This window comes from Streptomyces sp. LMG1-1-1.1 (assembly GCF_040815545.1).
Taxonomy (GTDB): domain Bacteria; phylum Actinomycetota; class Actinomycetes; order Streptomycetales; family Streptomycetaceae; genus Streptomyces.
Window position 1 is genome coordinate 1 of record NZ_JBFPNH010000018.1, and the last position, 17,790, is coordinate 17,790.

The window sequence follows — 17,790 nt, forward strand, 5'->3', positions numbered from 1 at the left end:
GCTGGGGCGGGACGGGTGGGCACACGGGACGGCGCCCTCGGCGGCGCCTCCGCCCCTTGTACCTGCCCGCACCTCTACCTGGGCGCGCAACCGGTGCGGGTTCGGGCGCGGAAGCCTAGGCCCGGCAGGGGGCGCCGTTCCGTTGTGCCCACCCGTTCCGCCCCAGCGGAACGATTGCCCACAACGAGAGTGACGGGTGGGTGCTGTCCGTTGCGCCCGCAACGAGGGCGCCGGGGCCGGGCGCCGTCCGTCGGCCCGCAACGAGGCGGCCGGGGCGGGCGGCGTGCGTGTGCCCGCAACGAGGGGGCCGGGGCGGGCGCCGTGCGTGTGCCCACAACGAGAGGGCCGGGGCAGGCGCCGTCCATTGCGCCCGCAACGAGGGGGCCGGGGTGGGCGGCGTGCGTGTGGCCGCAATGAGGGGGCCGGGGTGTCGTGTGTTGTGGCCACGGCGGGGGTGGGCTCAGGGGGGTGGGGGGTTACCACCAGGTGGGGTCGAGGCGGCCTTCGATGGCGCGGATGTTGGCCCGGGCGCATTCGTCGCAGAAGTACTGCCGGCGGCCGTTCTCGACGGAGCAGGTCCAGGTCATGGGGACGGGGTCGGCGGTCCGGCCGCAGCGGGCGCAGGAGACGGGCTCCTCGGGGTCGCGTGCTTCGTTCACCCTGGCGACGATAGCCCGGCACGGCGGCGGCGGCGCGGGCAACGCACCGCGGGGGCCGGTCCGTTCGGACCGGCCCCCGCGAAGGCGTGGGCATCAGGAAGATGCTCAGTTCATGACGGCCATGGCGAGCGCGCGGCGGGCGCGCAGCGAGACGCGCTCGGCGCGGCGCTGCATGCGCCGGGCGGCGACCAGGCGCACGGCCTGGCGTTCCGCTTCGGCCTCACGCTGTCGCTCGTGCATATGGGCACGGGCCATGGCTTCTGGGATGAGTTGCATTTCACGGGTCCTGTTCTGACGCGCGGTGTACGCGGCGGCGGGGGAGAAGACTGGGGTCGCGGAGCCGAACGGCTCACTTGCGGACGAGGTCATCGGGGCCTGCTTCTGGGGATCGTGCGTGAGGGGGCGGTCGATGGTTCCGGTGGCGCTCATGCCGCGACCGGGTTCTTGCGCGGACGGCCACGGGGCCGCTTGCGGGCGACGACCACGCCCTGGACGAAGAGCTCGCCACCCCAGACACCCCAGGGCTCGCGACGCTCCTTGGCACCGGCCAGGCAGGCGGCGACGAGCGGACAGGTCTGGCAGAGGGACTTCGCGTACTCGACGTCGGCCGGGGACTCCGCGAAGAAGACCTCGGGGTCGTAGGCGCGACAGGGGACCGGGACGCCGAGGTTCTCGATGGCGTCGTCGAGCGCGGTGAGCGCGGTGAGCGGGGTCAAAGCGGGGTCCTCCGTGAGGCCGGGCAGGGGGATCGAGTCGGAATGCGGTACGGACGGGGCGTGCGCTTCGAGTTGCACGGTGGTCTTTCCTCGTCTGGTCGTTCCGGCCTGTTGGCCGGGGTTTCGGCTGGTACCGGGTGTTTCTGCCCGAGGCCCCTTCGCTCCGTCATCCCCGTTCGGGGACAAACAGAAGGGCCGCGGATCCCGGGTGGGGTTCCGCGGCCCTGAAGGCGCCGGTCTGATCCTGGATCAGACTGGATCACTCCAGGGTTCGAGCCCACGGAAGGCCCACATCGTGTGGTGGTGCATCGTCGTCTGCTGCTGGGTGCCGGCACCGGTCGCCGCAAAGCCATACGCCGTGGCCTTGCCTGCTGCTCCTGCTTCCAGTGCCTTGGTCGGTCGCTCATTGCGCCGCTCCACGGCGACCATGCCGAGACCGGAGAGACCGGTGACGGGCAGGCCGGCGACGGGCAGACCGGTGCCGATGAGAACCGAGGCGGAGAGGCCGAGGGTGCAGGCGGAGACGACCGAGCGATCGGTCATTTTGGCCGTGCCGAAGACGCCGGCGGCGCTGACGATGCTGGCGGTGCTGGTCTGAATGTTGTTGCTGATCACTGGAATCGCCTCCTCTCGGCGTCTCGGAGGGCTCGGGGTGAGCCGGACCCTCGTATGTATATGTGGACAAGTACAGCACGAAGACAGGGCTTCGAAGAAGCCGCTGTTTCCGTGGTTAAGAACCTATGGCGCTTGACGGGGCAGGCGCAAACTATTTTCTCGACGAGTTTTCATCGGACTTCGTCGTCGTCCGCCCTTCCCCCCTCACCTGCGCAGATGGCCAGGACGTCGGCTCCGAAGCGGTCCAGCTTGCGGACGCCGACGCCGGAGATCGAGGAGAGCTCCCCGTCGGTGGTGGGGACCCGCTCGGCGATGGCCATGAGCGTCTTGTCGGTGAAGACGCAGTAGGCGGGCTGGGCCAGCTCCCGTGCCTGCTCGGCGCGCCAGTCGCGCAGCCGCTCGTACAGGCCCTCGTCCATGTCCGAGGGGCAGTCCTCGCAGCGCATGAGTTTCATGGCGCCCGCTTCGGTGAGGGTCGCGCCGCAGACCCGGCAGAGCACGGGGCCGCGTGCCTTGCGCCGCCCGGCGCCGGCGGCCCGCTCGATGCCGCCGCCGCCCGCGGTGGAGGCGGAGCCGAGGCGCCCGGAGCCCGGGCGCAGGCCCTTGAGGAAGCGGCTGGCGCGGCGGGAGGCCCGGCCGCCCGGGGAGCGGGAGAGCGCCCAGGAGAGCGTGAGGTGGAGCCGGGCGCGGGTGACGCCGACGTACAGCAGGCGGCGCTCCTCCTCGACCTGCTCGTCGGTCTTGGCGTACGTGATCGGCATCATGCCCTCGGTGAGGCCGACCAGGAAGACGGCGTCCCATTCGAGGCCCTTCGCCGCGTGGAGCGAAGCGAGGGTGACGCCCTGGACGGTGGGGGCGTGCTGGGCGGCGGCCCGCTCGTCGAGTTCGGCGACGAGGTCGGAGAGGGTGGCGCCGGGCTTGGCGCGGGCGAAGTCCTCGGCGAGCCGGACGAGGGCGGCCAGCGACTCCCATCGGTCGCGGACGGCGCCGGAGCCCGCGGGCGGCCTGTCGGTCCAGCCCTTGGTGGAGAGGACGGCCCTGACCTGCGCGGGGAGGTCCTCGGCGTCGTCGAGGAGGGAGTCGTTGCGCCCGGCGCGGGCTGCGCCGCGCAGGGCGACGCCGGCCTCCCGCACCTCCTGGCGCTCGAAGAAGCGCTCGGCGCCGCGGAGCTGGTAGGGCACTCCGGCGTCGGCGAGGGCCTGCTCGTACACCTCGGACTGGGCGTTGATCCGGTAGAGGACGGCGATCTCGCCGGCCGGGACGCCGGCGGCGATGAGGTCGCGGATGCGGCGGGCGGTGCCCTCGGCCTCGGCCGGCTCGTCGGCGTACTCGGTGTAGGCCGGCTCGGGGCCGGGGTCGCGCTGGGAGATCAGTTCGAGTCGGTGCTCGGCGGCCCGGCCGCGGGCCTGGCTGAGCAGGCCGTTGGCGAGGTGGACGACCTGGGGGGTGGAGCGGTAGTCGCGGACGAGTTTGACCACCGTGGCGCCGGGGTGGCGGGTGCGGAAGTTCAGCAGGTGGTCGGGGGTGGCGCCGGTGAAGGAGTAGATGGTCTGGCTGGCGTCGCCGACGACGCAGAGGTTGTCGCGGTCGCCGAGCCAGAGGTCGAGCAGGCGCTGCTGGAGCGGGGAGACGTCCTGGTACTCGTCGACCACGAAGTGCTGGTACTGGCGGCGGATCTGGTCGGCGATGTCGTGCCGGTCCTGGAGGATGCCGACGGTGAGCAGCAGCACGTCCTCGAAGTCGATCACCGAGCGGTCGCGCTTCAGCTGCTCGTACATGGCATAGATCTGGCCGATCTCGGCCGGGTCGCGGGGGGCGTCCCTGACGGACTTGGCGACGACGGCCGGGTAGTCGGCGGGGACGGTCTGGGTGACCTTGGCCCACTCGATCTCGCCGGTGACGTCCCTGAGCTCGTTCCGGTCGAGGCGGACGCGGCAGCGGGCGGCGGCCTCGGCGACGAGCTGGACCTTCCGCTCCAGGAGCCGGGGCAGGTCGCCACCGACTGCTTTCGGCCAGAAGAACTGGAGCTGGCGGAGGGCCGCGGAGTGGAAGGTGCGGGCCTGGACGCCACCGGCGCCGAGCTCCCGGAGGCGCCCGCGCATCTCGCCGGCGGCCCGGTTGGTGAACGTGACGGCCAGCACGCTGGCGGGCTGGAGTATGCCCGCGCGCACCCCGTACGCGATCCGGTGCGTGATGGCCCGCGTCTTGCCCGTGCCGGCGCCCGCGAGGACGCACACCGGACCGTTCAGGGCCAGGGCGACCTCGCGCTGCTCGGGGTCGAGCCCGTCGAGCACCGCGTCGGCCGTCTCCGGGACCTGCGGGAAGAGAGTGGAGTGCGTTGCTGCTGTCACTCCGCCATGCTGCCAGGTTCGGCGGGGTCGGTGCGGAGGACTGTCCACAGGCCGGCGGCTGCGGTCATACGAATAATCCGGTCACACGAATTCCGGGAATGGGGCGGCGGGGGCGTACGTTCTTCTTCTCGGCACCTGTCAGCGAACAAGAGGAGCGCCTCACCATGCAGGGCACTGTGACGATGTACAGCACCACGTGGTGCGGCTACTGCCGTCGGCTGAAGAGCCAGATGGACCGCGAGGGCATCGCGTACACCGAGATCAACATCGAGCAGGACCCTGATTCGGCCACGTTCGTCGAGAAGGCCAACGGCGGCAACCAGACCGTCCCGACCGTTCTCTTCCCGGACGGCTCGACGCTGACGAACCCCTCGCTCGCGCAGGTCAAGCAGAAGATCGGCGTCTGAGCCCGGCCGTCCCCAGCGCACCCGAACCCCCGACCGGCGCACCGCCCGGCCGGGGGTTCGTCGTAGGGCGGCGCGGCGAGCGGTCAGGGAGCGGTCAGGACCATCAGGTCGTAGCGCTTGTCGACGGGGACCGGGCCGGTGGCGCGTTCGCGGCGGGCGTCGGCCGCCAGGTGGTCGAGTCCGTCCTCGAACTCGGCCGGGCTGAGGCGGCCGAATTTCGACGGGGGTCGGGTGGTCAGCCGCGCGTGGTAGGTGCGCAGGTCCTCGGCGACGGGGCGGGCGAAGGACGTGACCTTCAGCACCGTGAAGCCGGCGCCGGCGAAGTCCCCGATGAGGTCGTCCGCCGAGGGGAAGCGCTCCCGGTCGAGCTCGCGGAGCCGCGGCCAGTAGTCGTAGACCAGGGCGTCCAGACGCTCCCGGAAGGTCGTGCGGACGACCACCACTCCCCCGGGCCGCAGCACCCGCGCCAGTTCGCGGGCCGCGCGGGGCCGGTCGGGCAGGTGGTGGACGACCCGGGACAGAAGTGCGAGGTCGAAGGTGCCGGAGCGGACGGGCAGCGCCTCGGCGTCGCCGCGCAGATAGTGCACCACGGGGTGGGTGTGGAGGCGCGCGGCCTCGGCGAGCATCGCCTCGGAGGGATCGACGCCGACGACCGTCGACGGCGCGAGCCAGCGGGCCGCGGCGGCGCAGAACATGCCGGTGCCGGCGCCGACCTCCACGATCGCGGGGGCCGGGCGGTCCGTGAAGGACCCGATGAGCCGGGTCCAGTCACGGAGCGACTCCTCGGGCATCTGGTTGCCCCGCTGGTACGCGCCCACCGGCCCTTCGGCGTCGTACACCCCGTCGCGTGTCATGACGGGCATCGTGCCAGAGGGTGTCAGACCACGTCACCGGGCTTGGGCAGCGGCTTGCCGTACCAGCGCTCGATCAGCCGGGACGCGATCGAGATGCCGTACGGGGGAACGACCTCGCCCGACTCGAAGGCGGCGGCCAGGTCGTCGCGGGAGAACCAGCGCGCCTCGTGTATCTCCTCGCCGTCCACGGTGATCTCCGAGGAGGTGGCCCGGGCGAAGAAGCCCAGCATCAGGCTGGACGGGAACGGCCAGGGCTGGCTGGCGATGTACTCGACCTCGCCGACCGTGACGCCGGCCTCCTCGAAGACCTCGCGGACGACCGACTGCTCGATGGACTCGCCGGGCTCGACGAAGCCGGCGAGGGTGGAGAAGCGGCCCTCGGGCCAGTGGACCTGGCGGCCGAGCAGCGCCCGGTCCTGGTCGTCGGTGACGAGCATGATCACCGCGGGGTCGGTGCGCGGGTAGTGCTCGGCGCCGCAGGCCTGGCAGCGGCGGATGTGGCCGGCCGCGGCGATGACGGTGCGCTCGCCGCAGCGCGAACAGAAGCGGTGGAGGCGCTGCCAGTTCTCCAGGGCGACGGCGTGCACCATCAGGCCAGCGTCCCGGTCCGACAGCAGCAGACCGGCCTCGCGCAGCCCGGCGGGGCGGGCGGACTGGTCCATGCGGCCGGGCAGGGAGTCCTTCTGGAGCGCGAAGTAGGAGACGCCGTCGGCGTCCGTGCCCAGGAAGTAGCGGTGGGTCTCGGTGACGGGGGCCTCGAACGCCGGCGTCATGACCAGCTCGGTCGTGCCGTCGGGCCGGTCGTCGATCAGCACCTGGCCCCCGGAGACCACGAAGACCCGGGTCGTGGGGTGGCTCCAGGCCGCCGCGAGCCATGCCTCGTCGAGGCGGTGGTGGGCGGCTCGGTCGATGCCGCTCGGGGCGGTGAGCGAGATCGGGCGGTCCGCGGACGCGTTCTTCAGGGTGCTCACAGGTGCTTCCAACTCCCCCGGATCGGTGTGTGGGTTCAGCGCTCGAGGGCGGCGGGCAGGTCGCCCCACAGATGAGCGGTCGTCTCGACGCCCTTCATGAGGAGATCGAGCTCGATCTTCTCGTTGGGGGCGTGCCAGCCGTCGGACGGGACGGAGATGCCGAGGAACAGGACGGGTGCTTCCAGGACGTCCTGGAGGTCGGCGGCCGGTCCGGAGCCGCCCTCGCGGGTGTAGCGGACCTTGGCGCCGTCGAAGGCCTTGCTCATGGCCCCGGCCAACGCCCTAAGGGCGGGGTGGCCGAGGGGGGTGAGGCAGGGGCGGGTCGGGGCGCCGAAGACGATCTCGTACCGGATGCCGGCCGGGACGAGTCCGGCGAGCCAGTCCCGTACGGCGAGCTCGATCTTGGCCGGGTCCTGGCCGGCGACCAGCCGGAAGGACAGCTTGAGCTGGGCGGAGGCGGGGACGATCGTCTTGCCGCCGGGGCCCTGGTAGCCGCCGCCGATGCCGTTGACCTCGGCGGTGGGGCGGGCCCAGACCCGCTCCAGGGTGGTGAAGCCGTCCTCGCCGAGGGTGCCGTGGGACTTGGCCGTGCGCAGCCAGGCCGCCTCGTCGAAGGGCAGCTCGGCGACGAGGGCCCGCTCGGCGTCGGAGAGCTCGGTGACCCCGTCGTAGAAGCCGGGGACGGCCACGTGCTCGTGCTCGTCGTGGAGGGCGGCGACGATCCGGCCCGCGACGGTGGCCGGGTTCGGGACGGCGCCGCCGAAGGAACCGGAGTGGATGTCCTGGTCGGGGCCGTACAGCTCGATCTCGCAGTCGGCGACGCCCCGCATGCCGGTGCACACGGTGGGGGTCGTCTCGGACCACATGCCGGTGTCGGAGACGATCACGGCGTCGGCGGCGAGGCGCTCGGCGCGGTCCTCGACGAGGGCGCGGAAGTGCGGGGAGCCCGACTCCTCCTCGCCCTCGACGATCAGCTTCAGGTTGACGGCGGGAGCCGTGCGGCCGGTGACGGCGAGGTGGGCGCGGACGCCGAGTGTGTGGAAGAACACCTGGCCCTTGTCGTCGGCCGCCCCGCGCGCGTACATCCGGCCGTCGACCACGGTCGGCTCGAAGGGGTCCGTGTGCCAGCCGTCCTCGCGGGCCGCGGGCTGGACGTCGTGGTGGCCGTAGACGAGGACGGTCGGGGCGTCGGGGTCGTCGGAGGGCCACTCGGCGAAGACCGCCGGGGCGCCGTCCGTCTCCCACACCTCGACGGTGGTGAAGCCGGTCTCCGTGAGCTTGGCGGCGAGCCACTCGGCGCTGCGCCGCACGTCCCCGGCCCGGTCGGGCTGCGCGGACACCGAGGGGATGCGCAGCCACTCGGCGAGGTCGCCGAGGAAGGCGGCACGGTGCTGGTCGATGTACGTGCGTACGGCGTGGACGGCGCTGTCCGGGGTCTCGCTCATGCCTCCGAGCCTATCCGGCGTCCGGGGGTGCCCCGCCCAGCAGGATGGCCTCCAGCTCGGCACGGCCCGGGAGGCGGGTGGGACGGGCCACCTCGCCCGTCCGGACGTACACGAAGGCGGCGGCCACCTCCTCGGGCGCGAGGCCGTGCTGCTCGGCCCACGCGAGCCGGTAGATCGCGAGCTGGAGCGGGTCGGCGGTGCGGTGCCGGCTGGTCTTCCAGTCGACGATCTCGTACGCGCCGGTGTCCGGGTCCCGGTAGACGGCGTCGATCCTGCCCCGGACGACCCGGCCGCCGAGCGAGAGGTGCACGGGGACCTCGACGCGGTACGGGGTGCGGTGGCCGTACGGGGTACGGGCGAAGGCCTCCTTGAGTTCGTCCAGGTCCCGCTCGTCCAGGATCTCGGGCTCGCCCGCGAAGTCCTCGCCGCCCGGGAGGTCCTCCGGGCCCAGGAACGGCAGCGGCAGCTCCTCGAAGCGCGACTCCACCCAGGCGTGGAAGCGGGTGCCCCGGCGGGCCGCGGGCTGCGGCGCCTTCGGCATCGGGCGCGCCAGCTCCTGGGCGAACCCGTCCGGGTCCTCGGCGAGCCGGAGGACCTGGGAGGCGGAGAGGTACGCGGGCAGGACGACTTCGCGGGTGGTGGCGCGGGCGCGGCGGAGCTCGGTGGTGAGGGAGGTGAGGTCGCGGTCCCAGGAGGCGATGGTCCGGGCGTCTTCGGGGGTGACCGGTGCCGAGTCGTCGGGCGTCACCGGTCGCGCCTCCTCGCGGGGGGCGGGGACGGCGTCCGCGTGGGTGTCCTCCGGGAGGGTCTCCTCGTCCTCCCAGACCGGTTCCTCGTCCTCCCAGACCGGTTCCTCGTCCTCCCAGGCGGGTTCCTCTTCGGGCCGGACCGGTTCCTCGTCGGGCCAGAGGTCCTCGGCACGGGCGTCCTCGGAGTGCGGGCCCCGGGGGGCGGGCCCCGTGCGCGGGGGGTTGGACCGGCCCTCCCCCGGACTCCGTCCGGAGGTACCGCCGTCGCCCTGCGGGGCGATGGTCCGCAACCGGGCCAGGACCTGCTCCGCCGCCTTCCTGCGGCGGGTCAGGGCCTCGCCGTCCAGCGGGAGGGGCCAGGCCTGCTCCCGGGTCGACTCCGCCAGCGCGGGGTTCGCCGCGTCCGGTTCGGGTTCGTCGGACCAGGACTCGATGTCGCCGTGGCCGAGGGCGCAGTGGTCGTACAGCGCGCGGAGGAAGTCGGAGGGGCCGCGGGGCTTCTTCTGGGAGGGGCCCCACCAGTGGGCGGAGCCGAGGAGGAGCGAGCGGGGGCGGGTGAAGGTGACGTAGCCGAGGCGGAGTTCCTCGGTGTGCTGGTGGTCCCGCATCTCGTTCTTGAAGGAGGTGAGGGACTTGGCGTCCCAGGCGTCGATCCGGGGCAGCGTGGGCGCGTCGCCGCGGAGGGCGTGCGGGAGGACCTGGGGCTGGGAGGTCCAGGACTCGCGGGCCCGGGCGCTGGGGAACTGGCCGGTGACCAGGCCGGGGACGGCGACGACGTCCCATTCCAGGCCCTTGGACTTGTGGGCGGTGAGGACCTTGACGGTGTTCTCGCCGCCGGGGAGGGCGCTGTCGAGACCCTTCTCGAACTGGACGGCCGTGCGCAGGAAGCCGAGGAAGGCGAGCAGGCTGGCCTCGCCGTCGAGGGACGCGAAGCCGGCGGCGAGGTCGAGGAACCGGCCGAGGGTCTCGCGGCGGCGGGCGGCCAGCGCGTGCGGGGAGGCGGAGAGCTCGACCTCCAGGCCGGTGGCGGTGAGGACGCGGTGCAGGACGTCCATGAGGGGGTCGGCGAGCGAGGTGCGCAGGGCGCGGAGCTCGGTGGCGAGGCGCGCGAAGCGGACCCGGGCCTCGGCGGAGAACGCCAGGCCGTCGTCGTCGGTGCCGCCGGAGCCGAGGAAGGTGTCGAGGGCGTCGGCGAGGGAGACGACCTCGGCCGGGTCCACGCCCTCGACGGCGGCGGCGAGCCGCTGCTCGTGGTCCGGGTCGTCGCCGCCCCGGTGGACCAGGAGGCGGGCGCGGCGGCCGAGGAGGGCGAGGTCGCGGGGGCCGATGCGCCAGCGTGGGCCGGTGAGGAGGCGGACCAGGGCGGCGTTGGCCCCGGGGTCCTGGAGGACCTCGCAGACGGCGACGAGGTCGGCGATCTCGGGCAGGTGGAGGAGGCCGGAGAGGCCGACGACCTCGACGGGTACATCACGGGCGACGAGGGCCGCGTGGATGGCCGGGAAGTCGCCGGCCGTACGGCACAGGACGGCGATCTCGCCGGGCTCGCGGCCGGTGCGCACGAGGTGGGCGAGGGAGTCGGCCAGCCAGTCGATCTCCTCGGCGTGGGTGGGGAGCAGGGCGATGCGGACGCTGCCGTCCCGCTCGGCTCCCGGTGCGGGGCGCAGCGCCTCCACGCCCGCGTGCATGGCGCGCAGGGGGGCGGCGAGCCCGTTGGCGAGGTCGAGGAGGCGGCCGCCGCTGCGCCGGTTCTCGGAGAGCGAGTAGCGGTCGGCGGGGCGGCCGTCGGCGTGCGGGAAGTGCTCGGGGAAGTCGTCGAGGTTGGCGACGGACGCGCCGCGCCAGCCGTAGATGGCCTGGCAGGGGTCGCCGACGGCGGTGACGGCGTGTCCGGTGGGCCGGCCCGCGGGGCCCTGGCCGAAGAGTCCGGAGAGGAGGAGCCGCTGTGCGACGGAGGTGTCCTGGTACTCGTCGAGGAGGACGACCCGGAACTCCCCGCGCAGGATCTCGCCGACCTCGGGCCTGGTGGTGGCGAGCTCGGCGGAGCGGGCGATCTGGTCGCCGAAGTCGAGGAGGTCGCGGGAGCGTTTGGCGGCCCGGTAGCGGACGACGAGGTCGAGGAGCTCGCGGCGGGCGGCGGCGGCCTCGGGGACCTTGCGGAGCTCGGCGTTGCTGAGCCGGGCGCCGGCGAGGGCGGTGAGCAGCTCGGAGTCGTACGCGTGGAGCCGCTCGGGCGGCACGAGGTGCTCGGCCAGTTCGGCGTCGAGGGCCAGGAGGTCGGTGATGAGGGTCGGGAAGGACCGGGTGAGCGCCGGGTACGGGCCGGGTGCCTCGCGGAGCACGCGGGCGGCGAGCTGGTAGCGGGTGGCGTCGGCGAGGAGCCGGGAGGTGGGTTCGAGGCCGATGCGGAGGCCGTGGTCGGTGAGGAGCTGGCCGGCGAAGGCGTGGTACGTGGAGATGCGGGGCTCGCCCGGCGGGTCGTCGGGGTCGATGACGTCGGGGTCGGTGACTCCGGCGCGGACGAGGGCGGTGCGGACGCGCTCGGCGAGTTCGCCGGCGGCCTTGTTGGTGAAGGTGAGGCCGAGGACCTGCTCGGGGGCGACCTGGCCCGTGCCGACCAGCCAGACCACCCGGGCGGCCATCACGGTCGTCTTGCCGGAGCCGGCTCCGGCCACGACGACCTGCGGGGCGAGCGGCGCGGTGATGCAGGCCGTCTGCTCCGGTGTGAAAGGGATGCCGAGGAGCTCCTTGAGCTGCTCGGGGTCGGTGATGCGTGCGGTCACCCCAAAGAGGCTAACGGGGCCGACTGACATTCCGGACCCGGACCGCTCCCACCTGCGGTTCTCACGGACGGGTCACGCGGGTGTGCCCTGGTCGAGCTTCGTCAGGTCCACCGTCTCGTCGGCGGGCGGGACCTTCACGACGACCGGCTTGTCGTAGTCGGAGAGGAGTATCGCGCCGGGTTCGTCGCCGCCGGTCTTGACCATCTTCAGGATGTACGGCTTGCCTTCCCGGGCGACGGACACGGTGGTGGTCTCGGCGCCGGATTTCTTCACCAGGGTGGCGACGGGCCTGCCGTCGACCTCGCCGTCCGGTCCGCGGGTCATTCCGCTGCGCTCGTCCTTGTCCTTGCCGAGGTCGGCGAGGAGCGACTTCAGGTCGCAGACGCTGCCGAGGTCGTCGCTGCCCGCCTGTCCCGGGGCGATCTTCAGCCAGCGGCCCTTGAGCAGCTCGATCGTGGCGTCGATCTGCGCCTCGGGCATGCCCTGGGAGCTCATGGACGCCCGCCAGAACGCCTCGTCGCCCTTCATGTACGTGATGTCGTCGATCTTGCGGAGTTCGGCGGCGCCGCCCTTGATCTTCATCACGCCGGTGCACTCGTCGTGGTCGTCGACGGCGAAGTCGATGTCGACGGGCTGTCCCTCGGTGGAGACCCGGCCGGTCATGCGGAGCGAGGTCGCGGACTGGGTCGCGGTGACGGCCCGGTCGGCGATCTCGTCGGCGGTGAGGCCGACGAAGGGATCGGGGGAGGGCGCGACGGCGGCCGCCCGCGGCGGGCCGTCGGCCGTCGCCCAGGCCGCCGCCGGCGCGGGACCCGCGACGACGGCGACCGCGCAGACGACGGCCGCGGCGCGGAGCTTTCGGTGGGAGTGGGACGTCATGCGAGCCTCCTCGCTGATTCCCCCGGGCCGTCTCACCAGCGTCGCCCCGCGCGCGCGTGCCCGCTACTCGTGCGTCGCGGGCAGGGTCCCGTGCGTCAGGAGGCGCCCTTCATGAGCTCCGCCATGTCGACGGTCTGGTCGGCCGGCGGGGCCGTGACGGTGACCGGCTTGTCGAAGTCGCTCAGGTCGACGGTGCCGGGGTCGTCGCCACCGGTCGTCACGACGCGCAGGACGTACGGCTTGGCGGCGTCCTTGGCGACGTAGAAGGTCGTGGTCTCCGCCTTCTCCTTCTTGCTGAGCACGGCGGCGGGCTTGCCGTCGACGTCGGCGTCGGCCTCGCGGGTCATGCCCTTGCGCGGCGTCTCCTCGTCCATGTCCTTGACGATCTGCTTCAGGTCGCAGAACGCGCCGGCGCCGCCCTCGCCCGCGCCGCCCTCGTCCGGCATCTTCAGCCAGCGGCCCTTGAGCATCGCGGACATGGAGTCGGACTCCTCCGCGGAGGCGCCCTCCTCACCACCGGAGGACTTCCAGAAGGCGTCGTCGCCCTTCATGTAGCTGGTGCCGCCGGTGCCGACGATCTCGGCGCTGCCGCCCTTGGCGGCCTTCATGGTGCCCTGGCAGTTGCCCTTGTCGTCGACGGAGAACTCGACGGCCATCTCCTCGCCGTCGGTCTTGCCGCTGCCGCTCATGCGGAAGGCGGTGGCCTTCTTCGTCGTCTCGACGGCCTTGTCGGCGATGGCGTCGGCGGTGAGTCCGGCGAAGGGGTCGGCGGCCTTCTCCTCGCCCTTGGAACAGCCCGTGACACCCGCGACCACGGCCACGCAGACCGTCGCCACCGTCCAGAGCTTCCTGTCGGCCCTCATGCGCGCACTCCTCACAGCCGTCCTGGACGGCGTTTTCACAGCTTGTCTTGACGACGTCTTTACGTGGACGTCGCGAAGACATTGACGGGTGAGGCCGAACAATGGATGCACGGCGAGGAACGTGACGCTCCGCACAAAGCGTCGGGAGGATGTCAGTCGACGACCTGGCGGCCCTCCGGCTGGGCGCTGCACGAGGCCCGGAAGGCGCAGGTCGTGCAGTGCTGGCCGGTGCTCGGGGTGAACCGCTCGTCGAGGACCCGGCCGGCCGCGGTGGCGAGCAGCTCGCCGACCCACTCGCCGGCCAGGGGCTCCTGCGCCTGCACCTTCGGCAGGGCGTCGCCGCCCTCCTTCTGCGGGGCGCTCTGCCGCAGCTGGACGAGTTCGGCGCCGCCCGGCTCGGGGCGGCGGCCGTCGAAGACCTCGTCGAGGGCGCCCTCGCGGACCGCGAGCTGGTAGACGGCGAGCTGCGGGTGGTGGGCGACCTCGTCGCGCGTGGGGGCCGACTTGCCGGTCTTGAAGTCGACGACGTACGCGCGCCCGTGCTCGTCGGTCTCGACCCGGTCCATGGAGCCGCGGATGCGGACCTCGTACGCGCCCGCCTCCAGGGTCACGTCGAAGCCGTGCTCGGAGGCGGCGGGGGTGCGGCCGCCGCGGTCCATGACGTGCCAGCGCAGGAAGCGTTCGAGGGCCACGCGCGCGTGGCCCTTCTCCTGCGCCGACTTCCACGGCGCGTCGAAGGCGAGGGCGTCCCAGACGGAGTCGAGGCGGGCCATGAGGACGTCGAGGTCGGCGGGCGTACGGCCGGAGGCGACCTCGTCGGCGAGGACGTGGACGACGTTGCCGAAGCCCTGGGCGGCGGTGGCGGGCGCCGCGGCCTTGACCTCACGGCCCAGGAACCACTGGAGGGAACAGGTCCCGACCAGGTTCTCCAGCGCGCTCGGCGAGAGCGCCACGGGCCGGTCGCGCTCGCGCAGCGGCTCCGGGCCGCGCGTCGGCTCGAACAGGCCCCACCAGCGGTCCGGGTGCGCGGCCGGTACCAGCGGCTGGCCGTCCTCGTCGGTGAGCGCGGCGAGGGCGGCGAGCCGGTGGGCCGCCGCGTCCCGCAGGGCGGGCGAGGCGTCCGGGTCGACCGTGGTGGCGCGCAGTTCGGCGACCAGGGCGGAGACGGCGAGGGGGCGGCGGGGGCGGCCGGGGACGTCCTTGGGCTCGGCACCGAGTTCGGTGAGGAAGCGGGACGGCTGGTCGCCGTCCTCGGCCGCGGCCTTCACCGCCGTCACGACCAGCCGGTCACGCGCGCGCGTGGCGGCCACGTAGAAGAGGCGTCGCTCCTCGGCGAGGAGCGCGCCCGGTGTGAGGGGTTCGGCGAGGCCGTCGCGGCCGATGCGGTCCGCCTCCAGGAGCGAACCGCGCCTGCGCAGGTCGGGCCAGAGGCGCTCCTGCATGCCGGCGACGACGACGAAGCCCCATTCGAGGCCCTTGGAGCGGTGGGCGGTCATGAGGCGGACCGCGTCCGGGCGGGTGTGCCGGCGCGTCAGCGTGTCGGCGGCGATGTCCTGGGCGTCGAGCTCCTCAAGGAAGTTGAGGACGCCCCGGCCGCCGACGCGCTCCTCGGCGCGGGCGGCCGTCTCGAAGAGGGCGCAGACGGCGTCGAGGTCACGGTCGGCGTTGCGTCCCGCGGGGCCGCCGCGGAGGGCGGCGCGCTCCAGGCGGCCGGGCCAGGGCGTGCCGTTCCACAGCACCCACAGGGCCTCCTCCGCGGTGCCGCCGTCGCCGAGCAGCGCGCGGGTCTCCCGGAGGAGGTCGCCGAGCCGCTTGGCGCCGCGGGCGTACGCGGGGTCGTGGGCGGCGAGTCGCTCGGGCTCGGCGAGGGCTTGGGCGAGGAGGACGTCGGAGGGGGGCGGGATCCTGTTGCCGGCGGCGCGCTGTTCGTCGCGGAGGGCGCGGCCGAGGCGGCGGAGGTCGGCGGGGTCGATGCCGGCGAGGGGGGAGGCGAGGAGTTCGAGCGCGGTGTCCACGGGCAGCCAGGTCGGGGCGGTGCGGGCGCCGTCCGGCTGCGCGTCGGCGGAATCCGGGCGCGCGTCGGCGCGGGGTGCCGTGGGCTCGGTGGGGTCGGCGGGCTCGATGGGTGCGGGGTCCGAGGGGTGCGCGGGGTCCGCGGCGTCCTGGGGGTCCGCGGGGTCCGCGGCGTCCTGGGGGTGCGCGGGGTCCGCGGGGTCCGAGGGGTCCACGGGGCCCGAGGGGTCCGAGGGATCCGAGGGGTCCGAGGGGTCCGAGGGGTCCGAGGGATGCGCCGGCGGTGCGGTGCTGTGGGTGGTGGTGCCCACCTGTTCCGCCCCTGGCGGACGAGGGCCCGCCACAGGGTCGGACCCGTGCGCGGGCTCGGCCGGGGCCACCGGGTCGGACGACACCGCGCGGAGGGCGAGGAGGAGGGGGGCGACGGCGGGTTCGTGGCGGAGGGGGGTGTCGGCGGCGTCGGTCTCGACGGGGACGCCGGCGGAGGTGAGGGCGCGGCGGAGGGCGGGGAGGGGGGCGGCGGCGCGGGTGAGGACGGCCATGTCCTGCCAGGGGACGCCGTCCTCGAGGTGGGCGCGGCGGAGGAGGTCGGCGATGTTCTCGGCCTCCGCGGAGGCGGTGGGGTAGGTGTACGCCTCGGCGCGGCCGCCGTCCCGGACGGGGGTGAGGTCGCGGTGGGCGCGGACCTTGTCGGCGGGGAGCCGGTGCATGGGCATGCGCCGGGCGAGCTGCCGGGTCGCTTCGAGGAGCTCGGCGCCGGAGCGGCGGGAGGTGCCGAGGACGCGGACCGGGGCGTCGCCGAAGGCGGCGGGGAAGTCGAGGATGCCGTTCACGTCGGCGCCGCGGAAGGCGTAGATGGACTGGTCCGGGTCGCCGAAGGCGACGACGTCGCCCCGGCCGCCGCCGGCGAGCGCGTGCAGGAGCCGGACCTGGGCCGGGTCGGTGTCCTGGTACTCGTCGACGTAGATCGCGTCGTACGGGGGCAGGGTGACGTCGCCGGCGAGCAGGACGGCCCGGTGGACGAGCTCGGTGTAGTCGAGGACGCCCTGGAGGTCGAGGACGTCGAGGTACTCGGCGAGGAATCCGGCGGCGGCCTTCCAGTCGGGGCGGCCGACCCGGTCCGCGAAGCGGGCGAGGGCGTCCGGGCCGAGGCCGAGTTCGCGGGAGCGGGCGAGGACGGCCCGTACCTCGTCGGCGAAGCCCCGGGTGGTGAGGCAGGCGCGGAGTTCGTCGGGCCAGCGGATGCTCCCGAGCCCGGACTTCTCCAGGTCGATGTGGCCGGCGAGCAGCTCGCGGACGGCGAGGTCCTGTTCCGGTCCGGAGAGCAGCCGGAGCGGTTCGGCGAAGAGCTCGGCGTCCTGGTGGGCGCGGATCAGGGCGTAGCAGTACGAGTGGAAGGTCGTCGCCTGCGGCGGGCGGCGGCCGCCGAGCCGGGCGGCCATGCGGTCGCGGAGTTCGACGGCGGCCTTGCGGCTGAAGGTGAGGACGAGGAGGCGTTCGGGGTCGGCGCCGGCTTCCATGCGGGCGGCGACGGCCTCGACCAGCGTCGTCGTCTTGCCGGTGCCGGGTCCGGCGAGGACGAGGAGAGGTCCGCCGCGGTGGTCAACCACCTGCCGCTGGGTTGCGTCCAGCTGAGGGGGATCCTGCGGGGCCGGCGTGGTGCGCACCAGTCGGTACGCGCCCGGGGTCCGCTGCCGTCCCGAACCCGGGTACGGCTGTCCCTGGTGCGGCGGCGTTCGCCGGGTGGTGGAGGAGGTGCTCACGTGGATCGCCGGTCCTGGTGGGTGTGGTGGTGCGGGTGAGGCGGCCGTGTGCCGTGGCCGCCGCCTCGGGGAGCGCCTCGGGCGCCGGCCGGGAAGCCGACGCGGGAGTCGTCCCGGGAACCGGCCGGGAGGCCGCCGCCCGAGGTGTCCCGGGAGCCGGCCGTGCGGCCGGTCCGCGGGTCGCGCACGTCGACGTTACGCGAAGCGGGCCGCCGACGAGCCGTACTCCGGACCTCGTCCACCCCGGCGGGGCCGCCTCACCGGCGCCTTCCCTGCCCGCGCCCTCAGGTGTGAGTTCCGGCACCCCCGCCGGTACCCGCGCCGTCGCCGGGTGCCGGGTCCGCGGTGCCGTCCCAGCGTGCCCGCCGCATGTCGATGCGGGGTACGTGTCCCTCGGACGCGGGGCCGGCCGCGCGCAGCGGGGTGCCCTCGTCGCGGTAGTGGCCGAGGGCCCGCAGCTCATGGCCGGGGAGGAGGGTGCCGTCCGCCCGGACCACCCGCCACCACGGCGCCGAGCCGCCGTAGAGGGCCATCACCCGGCCCACTTGCCGCGGCCCGCCCTCGCCCAGCCACTCGGCCACGTCGCCGTACGTCATGACCCGGCCCGGCGGAATCCCGTCGGCGACGTCGAGCACCCGCTCCGCGTACTCGGGCAGTTCTCCGGTCTCCCCCACGGGTTCCTCCATGCTCATCCGCCCCATCCTGCCTCACCCCACCGACATGGC

Annotated in this window: 14 protein-coding genes; 1 reads left to right on the forward strand and 13 read right to left on the reverse strand. The window is 73.9% G+C overall.

Annotated elements, in window-relative coordinates; translation table 11 throughout:
- Positions 1-476 precede the first annotated feature (476 nt).
- From MRBLMG1_RS08750 to MRBLMG1_RS08770, 5 genes are all read right to left on the reverse strand, one after another.
- Entirely contained in the window at positions 477-659 is a 183-nt protein-coding gene (locus tag MRBLMG1_RS08750) for a hypothetical protein (protein WP_367822411.1), read from the reverse strand.
- A 105-nt stretch (positions 660-764) separates the two neighbouring features.
- Positions 765-1,088 carry a hypothetical protein gene (locus tag MRBLMG1_RS08755; RefSeq protein WP_367822413.1) on the reverse strand — a complete coding sequence of 108 codons (324 nt, stop codon included), beginning with the start codon at positions 1,086-1,088 and terminating at the stop codon, positions 765-767.
- A complete protein-coding gene (locus MRBLMG1_RS08760) occupies positions 1,085-1,453 on the reverse strand; it encodes a WhiB family transcriptional regulator (RefSeq protein WP_017239984.1) in 369 nt (122 codons plus the stop codon). The genes MRBLMG1_RS08755 and MRBLMG1_RS08760 overlap by 4 nt, the downstream gene beginning before the upstream one ends.
- A gap of 171 nt (positions 1,454-1,624) precedes the next feature.
- Complete coding sequence (locus tag MRBLMG1_RS08765; RefSeq protein WP_367822415.1) at positions 1,625-1,990, reverse strand: hypothetical protein; 366 nt, start codon at positions 1,988-1,990, stop codon at positions 1,625-1,627.
- A gap of 170 nt (positions 1,991-2,160) precedes the next feature.
- Positions 2,161-4,341 carry an ATP-dependent DNA helicase UvrD2 gene (locus MRBLMG1_RS08770; protein WP_367822417.1) on the reverse strand — a complete coding sequence of 727 codons (2,181 nt, stop codon included), beginning with the start codon at positions 4,339-4,341 and terminating at the stop codon, positions 2,161-2,163.
- Positions 4,342-4,505: 164 nt separating this feature from the next.
- Between MRBLMG1_RS08770 and MRBLMG1_RS08775 the strand changes: the two genes are divergently transcribed.
- The gene (locus MRBLMG1_RS08775; protein ID WP_367822419.1) at positions 4,506-4,748 is read left to right on the forward strand and encodes a mycoredoxin; all 243 of its coding nucleotides are present in this window, start codon (positions 4,506-4,508) and stop codon (positions 4,746-4,748) included.
- 83 nt (positions 4,749-4,831) lie between these two features.
- On the opposite strand, the gene MRBLMG1_RS08780 is transcribed toward MRBLMG1_RS08775, so the two are convergent.
- The 8 genes from MRBLMG1_RS08780 to MRBLMG1_RS08815 all read right to left on the reverse strand — a co-directional run bounded on the left by MRBLMG1_RS08780 (position 4,832) and on the right by MRBLMG1_RS08815 (position 17,766).
- Positions 4,832-5,602, reverse strand: coding sequence for a class I SAM-dependent methyltransferase (locus MRBLMG1_RS08780; RefSeq protein ID WP_367822420.1), 771 nt, complete (start codon positions 5,600-5,602; stop codon positions 4,832-4,834).
- Between the two features lie 23 nt (positions 5,603-5,625).
- Positions 5,626-6,573 carry an NAD(+) diphosphatase gene (gene nudC / locus MRBLMG1_RS08785; protein WP_367822422.1) on the reverse strand — a complete coding sequence of 316 codons (948 nt, stop codon included), beginning with the start codon at positions 6,571-6,573 and terminating at the stop codon, positions 5,626-5,628.
- 35 nt (positions 6,574-6,608) lie between these two features.
- Complete coding sequence (locus MRBLMG1_RS08790; RefSeq protein ID WP_367822424.1) at positions 6,609-8,018, reverse strand: dipeptidase; 1,410 nt, start codon at positions 8,016-8,018, stop codon at positions 6,609-6,611.
- 10 nt (positions 8,019-8,028) lie between these two features.
- Positions 8,029-11,547 (reverse strand): UvrD-helicase domain-containing protein, encoded by a 3,519-nt coding sequence (locus MRBLMG1_RS08795; protein ID WP_367822426.1) that lies wholly within the window; start codon positions 11,545-11,547, stop codon positions 8,029-8,031.
- Positions 11,548-11,619: 72 nt separating this feature from the next.
- The gene (locus tag MRBLMG1_RS08800) at positions 11,620-12,426 is read right to left on the reverse strand and encodes a hypothetical protein (RefSeq protein WP_367822428.1); all 807 of its coding nucleotides are present in this window, start codon (positions 12,424-12,426) and stop codon (positions 11,620-11,622) included.
- A 95-nt stretch (positions 12,427-12,521) separates the two neighbouring features.
- Positions 12,522-13,289 carry a hypothetical protein gene (locus tag MRBLMG1_RS08805; protein WP_367822429.1) on the reverse strand — a complete coding sequence of 256 codons (768 nt, stop codon included), beginning with the start codon at positions 13,287-13,289 and terminating at the stop codon, positions 12,522-12,524.
- A 152-nt stretch (positions 13,290-13,441) separates the two neighbouring features.
- On the reverse strand, positions 13,442-17,065 hold the full coding sequence (locus MRBLMG1_RS08810; RefSeq protein ID WP_367822431.1) for an ATP-dependent helicase: 3,624 nt from the start codon (positions 17,063-17,065) through the stop codon (positions 13,442-13,444).
- 284 nt (positions 17,066-17,349) lie between these two features.
- Entirely contained in the window at positions 17,350-17,766 is a 417-nt protein-coding gene (locus tag MRBLMG1_RS08815) for an MGMT family protein (RefSeq protein WP_367822433.1), read from the reverse strand.
- Positions 17,767-17,790 lie beyond the last annotated feature (24 nt).